Source organism: Streptomyces sp. NPDC056948 (assembly GCF_042674225.1).
Lineage (GTDB): Bacteria > Actinomycetota > Actinomycetes > Streptomycetales > Streptomycetaceae > Streptomyces > Streptomyces purpurascens.
Window position 1 is genome coordinate 1 of record NZ_JBHUQX010000508.1, and the last position, 6,024, is coordinate 6,024.

Genomic DNA, 6,024 nt, shown 5'->3' on the forward strand with positions numbered 1-6,024 from the left:
TCGGCCGACCGGACGGGACCTTGGCCGTGCGGGGCACCGGTTCCCGGTCATCGCCTGAGCTCGCCCGTCTCCCCGGCGAACACGACCGACCCGCGGCGCAGTTCGTAGACCAGGGCGGGCCGGTCCCGCAGGTCGGGCGGCAGTCGCTGCTCGGCGATCACCACGCACGCGTCGAGTGCGCCCAGCAGCTCGTACGTCCGGGCCGCGACCGAGGGCGACATGCCCTGGGCGGGCTCGTCGACGAGCACCACGCGCGCGCGTGCCAGCAAGGCCCGGGACAGGGCGAGCATGCGCTGCTCCCCGCCGGAGAGAGTGCCGGCCCGCCGCTCCAGCAGGGGACGCAGCGGCGGATAGGCCTCGAGGGCCGGGGTGTGGTCCGGGGCGGCGAGTCCGAGGTTCTCGCGCACGCTGAGCGAGCCGAACACGGCCTGCCGCTCCGGCACCATGCACAGCCCGCGCCGGGCCCGCTCGTACGCCGGTACGCGGGTCACGTCGGTGCCGTCCCACACCACCGCCCCGCCCGACAGGGGCACGGTGCCGGCCAGCGCGCGCAGGGCGGTCGTGCGGCCGGAGCCGTTGCGGCCCAGCAGGACGGTGAGGCCGGGGCCGGGGGCGGCGAGGGTGACGCCGTGCAGGGCCTCCAGAGGGCCGTAGCGCACGCGCGCGTGGCGCAGGGAGACCGCCGTCATCGGCCGGCCGCCGTTCCCAGGGCGTCCAGGACGTGTCCGGGCGGACCGGAGGCGACGATCCGGCCCGCGGTCATCACATGCACGACGTCGGCGAGGCCCGCGACCAGGTCCACGTCGTGCTCGACGACGAGCAGGGCCGTGCCGTCGGCGGCCAGGGCCTTCAGGACCCGGGCCAGGGCGGCCACTTCGGCACTGTCGAGGCCGGCGGCGGGCTCGTCGAGCAGCAGCACGCGGGGGCCGCCCGCGAGGACCCGGGCCAGTTCGACGCGGCGCAGCGTCCCGGTGGGCAGCCCGGCGGCGGGCTGTGCCCGCACCGGCCCGTCCAGCCCGAGCAGCCTGAGCGTCCGCTCCACCGCGCCCGGGTCGCTCACCCGGCCCTGCTCGGCGCCCACCCGGACGTTCTCGGCCACGGTCAGCGACGGGAAGACGGCCAGTTGCTGGAAGGTCCGCGCGACACCGAGCCGGGTCCGGGCGTGAGCGGGCAGCGCGGTGATGTCCCGCCCACCGAACCGCACGGTCCCGCGCGCGGGGCGCAGCGTCCCGGCCAGACAGTGGAACAGGGTGCTCTTCCCGGCCCCGTTGGGACCCACGACGGCGGTGATCCGGCCGGGGGAGAGGTCCAGGTCGACTCCGTCGAGGGCGGTGAAGCCGCCGTAGCGGGCGTGGAGACGGCGGGCGGTGAGGAGGGGAGCGGCGAGGGTGGGTGGTGTGGGAGCGCCCGGGGGCGCCGGTGGCCGACTGCCGCTGCGTGCTGCATCCACTGCGGCCGCTCCCGTCGCCGTCGCCCCCGCGGGCACCGGCGCCGGCCGGGCCGCCCGTGGCACCGCCGGGCGCAGCAGCGCGCGGGCCCGGGCACCCACCGGTGTCAGCGCCGGTGTGCGGCGCAACCGCAGGCGTTCCGCCGCCGCGCGCAGGGCCTCGTAGGGGCCGCCGGGGAAGCGGCCCACGAGGATCGCCAGGACGCCGATCAGCGCCGCGGCGACACCGCCCCGGGTGCCCGCGTCCAGGCCGACCAGGAGGGCCGCGGCGGCGAGGGCGCCGAGGGTGCTGTCGGCGCCCAGCACCACGACCGCCGCGAACCACAGCAGGCCGCGCACCGGGTCGTACGCGGCGGCGTCGAAGGCGCGCAGGCCCATGCCGAGCATGGCGCCGCCCAGTGCGGCGAGCGCGGCGCCCGCGACGAAGGCCAGCAGCTTGAGGGACGGCACCTGGACGCCCGCCGCCTGCGCGCCCCGCTCGTGGTCCCGCATGGCCGCCAGGGCCCGGCCCGTCCGCCCCCGGCGCAGGGCGTGCGTCGCCAGCAGCGCGACCGCCAGCAGGAGCAACTCCAGGACGTAGTAGGCACGGTCCCCGTCGAAGCCCGCCGGACGGCCCAGCGACAGGCCCGACGTGGCGTACGGCTGCGCGAAGACGAAGCGGCTCACCCCCACGCCGACGGCGAACGTCGCCAGCGCCAGCGCCAGGCCCCGGCGGCCGATCGCCGGCCAGCCGGTGAGCAGGCCGAGCGGCGCCACCAGGACGACCGCCACCGCGAGGGCCGCCAGCTCCGGCAGCCGGGGCAGCCCCGGGAAGCGGCCGGCCGCCAGCAGCGCGGTGAACAGGGCGCCCAGACCCGCGTACGCCGCCTGGCCCAGCGAGATCTGGCCGCCCCGGCCGGTGACCACCACCAGGGACAGCAGGATCACGGCCAGAGCCGGCACCTGGACCGAGGTGTGCAGGTCCCGTCCGGCGAGGCCCAGCGGCAGCAGGAACAGGACGAGGGCCACGATCCAGGCGCCCGGCGGGGTCCGCACCCGCGCCGTGGCCGTGCGCGGCAGGGCGTCACGCGTATCGGCCCCCGGCAGTGCCAGCGCCGCGATCAGCAGGGCGACGACGAACAGGTTCGTGCCGGCCGCCTGGAGCAACGGCTCGCCCCAGCCCGACGGATGCAGCCGCGTGAGCTGGCTCTGCGCCACCCCGATGCCCAGCGCCACCACCACCGCGACCGGCAGGCTCCGCATCCGCGCGGCCACCGCCACCGCCACGACCTCCATCACGAGCAGCGGCAGCCCGTACGGGTCGAGACGCACGTACGGCGCCAGCAGGACGCCCGTCAGACCCGCCGTGAACGAGCCGAACGCCCAGCCCGCCGCCGAGACCCGGTCCGCGTCGATGCCGCCCAGCACGGCGAGCTGCCGGTCGTCCACCACGGCCCGCAGCTCCCGCCCGAACCGCGTCCGGCGGACCACCGCCGCGACCCCGGCGGCCAGCACCAGCACCACCGCGAGCTGCCCCCACGGCTCGTCCGGCACCAGCTCCGGCGCGTCCTCCCGCGCCCCCTGCCCCCACAGCAGCGCCGCCCCGCCCACCAGCAGCACGAACACCCCGATGGACGCCACCAGCGTCTGCGCCGGGTCGCCGCCGAGGACCGCCAGCGGCCGGAAGACGAACCGTTCCAGTACGACACCCAGCCCCGGCGCCAGCACCAGCAGGGTCACCGTGGCCCCGAGCCACAGCGGCCAGCCCCACTCGACCACGCACTGCCGCAGCACATACGCGCACACCATCGCGATCGCGCCGTGCGCGAAGTTGAGCACGCCGGTCGCGCGGTACGTCACGATCAGGCCGATCCCGGTGAGGGCCGCCGCACTGCCGACCGAGAGACCGGCGAGGGTGAGGTCGTACGTCAGCGAGGACATCGGCCGGGCTCAGTCGGTTTCCCCGGTGGGCTCGCAGATGGGGCAGGGGCCCAGTTCACCGCTCGCCACCAGCTTGGAGTCCACCGGGACCGCGTCCGCCTTGCCCGCGACCAGCGGGCAGTCCGCGCGGTGCCACAGTGTGCCGCCCGGCACCATGAGCTGCTCGCCGCTGACCGCGAGCGGCGCGAGGGAGGCCTGCCCCGTCTCGTCCGCGTCGGCGGGTTCGGCGGCCACCAGCAGGCCGTACAGCTCCTCCACGCGCGCGGCGGCGATCGAGCCCCGGCCGTGGGCCAGCAGCACCGCCCCGGAGACGATCAGCGCCGCGCCGGGGACCGTGCAGGAGGCGAGGTAGGGAAGCTGCCGTTCCGCGAAGCGCTCGCCGGAGACGCCGTACCAGCCGACGACGCACAGCACCGCGCCCGCGGCCAGCGCGGCCCAGCCGGTCCACAGGACGGGATGCACGGTCCGCAGTCGGCTTGTCCGCATCGCTGGCTCCCACGCTTCGGTTCGGCTGTGTGCCTGGCTGCCTGTTCAAGTCCGGCGATCGCTTGCACTATGCCCTGTGGAAGCTGACCCTGAAAGCACCGGGCGCACATGGCCCGGACCGACACCCGGTGGTGAGCCAGATGGTTCTCGGCAGCGACCTCAGGCGGGGTAAAGCGACAGAGGGCCCGCGAGCCGCGGGACGGGGCACGGCGATCGCGGCCGCCCTGGTCCTGGCCCTCGCCCCGGCCCTCGCGGCGTGCAGTGACGACAGCGGCGGCGGCAGTGAGAGCACGCCGCCCACACCGACCGCGGAGCGGACCACGAGCGCGCCGGCCAGCGCGCCTGCGGACCGGACCGCGGCCGAGAAGGAGATCAAGCAGAACTGGGAGACGTTCTTCGACCCGGAGACCTCGACCGAGGACAAACAGGCCGTCCTGGAGAACGGCGACCGGATGGGCCCGGTGCTGCAGGCCTTCAGCGGTGACGAACGCGGCGGCCAGGTCCAGGCGAAGGTCACCAAGATCGAGTTCACCTCGGCGACCGAGGCGGACGTGACGTACACGCTCACCCTGAAGGGCGCCACCGCTCTGCCGGACGCCTCCGGGACAGCCGTCGAGCAGGAGGGCACCTGGAAGGTGTCCGTCAAGACGCTGTGCTCGCTGGTGCAGATGAGCGGCAATGGGTCGCCGGTCCCGGGCTGCTGAGATCCTCGCCGCGGTGCTGCTGCTCGCCCTGAGCGCGGCCTGCGGCAGCCGGCTCCCGGAGAGCGACTTCGAGCACGACGACCGCACCCCGGCGCCCCGCGACTCCGCGCCCCTGCGGGTCGGCATCATCGCCAGCGCCACCAGCCCGGTCGGCGGCAGCGCCTTCACCGGCCCGCGCGACGGCGCCAAGGCCTGGTTCGACCGGCTCAACGCGCGCGGGGGCATCGACGGCCGCCGCGTCGAGGTGCGCCTGTGCGACGACGGCGGCAGCGGCGTCGGCAACAACGAGTGCGTGCACAAGCTGGTCGAGGAGGACGACGTCGTCGCCCTGGTCGCCACCACCGCCCTGGACTACGCGGGCGCCTCCCGTGTCTCCCGCGCGCGCGTGCCCGACATCGGCGGCCAGCCCATCGGCGGCGCCTACGACACCTACCCGCACCTCTACGGCATCTACGGCAGCCTCGCGCCCCGCGACGGCACCACCGGATGGGACGGCGAGCTGTACGGCGGCACCGAGGTCTACCGCTACTTCAAACGCGAGCACGGCGCCCGCACCGCCGCCGTCGTCTCCTACAACCAGTCCGCGTCCGCCGCCTACGCCCGGCTCGTCGAGCGGGGCCTGCGCGCCGAGGGCTACAAGGTCGTCACCGAGCAGGTCGACTTCGCCCTGCCCAACTTCCGCGCCGTCGCGGCCGATCTGAAGGAACAGGGCGCCGACCTGGTCTTCGACGCCATCGACTCGCACGGCAACGCCCGGCTCTGCCAGGCCATGGACGAGGTCGGCGCCCACGTCACCGCCAAGGTGACCAACGTGCAGAACTGGACGTCCACCGTCCCCGACGACTACGAGGACGCCCCGCGCTGCCGCAACGCCCTCTGGGCGACCGGCGCGAGCCGCGACTTCGACGACACCGGCCACCCGGCCGTACGGGAGTTCCGCGAGGCGACGAAAGGCCTGGAGACCCACTCCCAGTGGCAGCTCGAGGGGTGGGCCGCCGCACGCTGGTTCACGGACGCGGCGAAGTCCTGCGCGAAGACGGGCATCACGCGCGCGTGCGTCGACGCGTTCATGAACCGCAGCCAGGGCTACACGGCGGGCGGACTGCTCCTGCCCGTCGAGTTCCAGCGGCTCGCCGAGCCCCCGAAGACCCGCGAGACCTGCCTGTCGGTGGCCCGCTGGCAGGACGGCGAGGGCTGGGTCGGCCAGGGCGACATGAACCGCACCTGCTTCGACGTACCGCAACTGGCCTACGAGCCTTGAGGACAGCGGCTGTCCGCAAGGGCTGACAGACTCGCTTCCATGTTGGAGACCTCGGCACGCCTGCTGCGTCTGCTGTCCCTGCTCCAGGCCCACCGCGAGTGGTCCGGCGCCGACCTGTCCGAGCGGCTCGGCGTCAGCGCCCGCACCCTGCGCCGTGACGTCGACCGGCTGCGCGAACTCGGCTACCCCATCGCGGCGTTCAAGGG

At 75.3% G+C, this 6,024-nt stretch carries 6 protein-coding genes; 3 read left to right on the forward strand and 3 right to left on the reverse strand.

Features of this window, described 5'->3' with window-relative positions; translation table 11 throughout:
- Positions 1 to 47: 47 nt before the first annotated feature.
- Genes ACFTZL_RS39640 through ACFTZL_RS39650 form a run of 3 tightly spaced genes read right to left on the reverse strand, consistent with a single transcriptional unit; the run spans position 48 to position 3,853 of the window.
- Positions 48 to 689: an ATP-binding cassette domain-containing protein gene (locus ACFTZL_RS39640; RefSeq protein WP_382593800.1), complete on the reverse strand. Its 642-nt coding sequence runs from the start codon at positions 687 to 689 to the stop codon at positions 48 to 50.
- Entirely contained in the window at positions 686 to 3,367 is a 2,682-nt protein-coding gene (locus ACFTZL_RS39645; protein WP_382593803.1) for an ATP-binding cassette domain-containing protein, read from the reverse strand. Before ACFTZL_RS39645 ends, ACFTZL_RS39640 begins: the two co-directional genes overlap by 4 nt.
- 9 nt (positions 3,368 to 3,376) lie before the next feature.
- Positions 3,377 to 3,853 (reverse strand): hypothetical protein, encoded by a 477-nt coding sequence (locus ACFTZL_RS39650; RefSeq protein WP_382593806.1) that lies wholly within the window; start codon positions 3,851 to 3,853, stop codon positions 3,377 to 3,379.
- 140 nt (positions 3,854 to 3,993) lie between these two features.
- Between ACFTZL_RS39650 and ACFTZL_RS39655 the strand changes: the two genes are divergently transcribed.
- From ACFTZL_RS39655 to ACFTZL_RS39665, 3 genes are all read left to right on the forward strand, one after another.
- Entirely contained in the window at positions 3,994 to 4,557 is a 564-nt protein-coding gene (locus ACFTZL_RS39655; protein WP_382593809.1) for a hypothetical protein, read from the forward strand.
- Entirely contained in the window at positions 4,532 to 5,818 is a 1,287-nt protein-coding gene (locus ACFTZL_RS39660; protein WP_382593812.1) for an ABC transporter substrate-binding protein, read from the forward strand. Before ACFTZL_RS39655 ends, ACFTZL_RS39660 begins: the two co-directional genes overlap by 26 nt.
- Positions 5,819 to 5,857: 39 nt before the next feature.
- A partial coding sequence (locus tag ACFTZL_RS39665; RefSeq protein WP_382593815.1) for an HTH domain-containing protein occupies positions 5,858 to 6,024 on the forward strand: 167 nt, incomplete at its 3' end.